Origin of the sequence: Oceanospirillum linum (assembly GCF_001995095.2) — a bacterium.
In the GTDB taxonomy this organism is placed as follows: domain Bacteria; phylum Pseudomonadota; class Gammaproteobacteria; order Pseudomonadales; family Halomonadaceae; genus Oceanospirillum; species Oceanospirillum linum.
In genome coordinates, this window is sequence record NZ_MTSD02000116.1 from 1 (window position 1) to 434 (window position 434).

1 protein-coding gene is annotated in these 434 nt (G+C 49.8%); it reads left to right on the forward strand.

The window, feature by feature from the left end; genetic code table 11:
• On the forward strand, positions 1-434 hold a 434-nt coding region (locus BTA35_RS16905; protein ID WP_139363726.1), incomplete at both ends, for a DEAD/DEAH box helicase.

A 434-nucleotide genomic window follows, 5' to 3' on the forward strand; every position in this document is an offset into this window, starting at 1 on the left:
GTGTATCAGCGCGCCGTGTATATTAACGAACTGGAATGCTTTGTACTCGACGAAGCCGATCGCATGTTGGATATGGGCTTTATTGGCGACATCAATAAAATCATTGAGCGCTTACCTGAAGTCCGTCAGAACTTACTGTTTTCTGCAACGCTGTCAGCGGATGTGCGCCATCTGGCCAAGAGCACGCTACACCATGCGGTTGAGATCAGTGTGACAGACCAACCAGAGGCCAAACCACAGATCGACCAGTGGATCATCACCGTTGATAAAGACACCAAATCAGCACTATTAAGCCACCTGATCACTCAAAATCAGTGGGATCAAGCGCTGATTTTTATTCGCACCAAAGCTGGTGCCGCAAAATTGGTGAGCCAGCTCGAAAAGCGTGGTATAGCGGCCGACTCTATTCACAGCGGTCGAAGCCAGCCTGTACG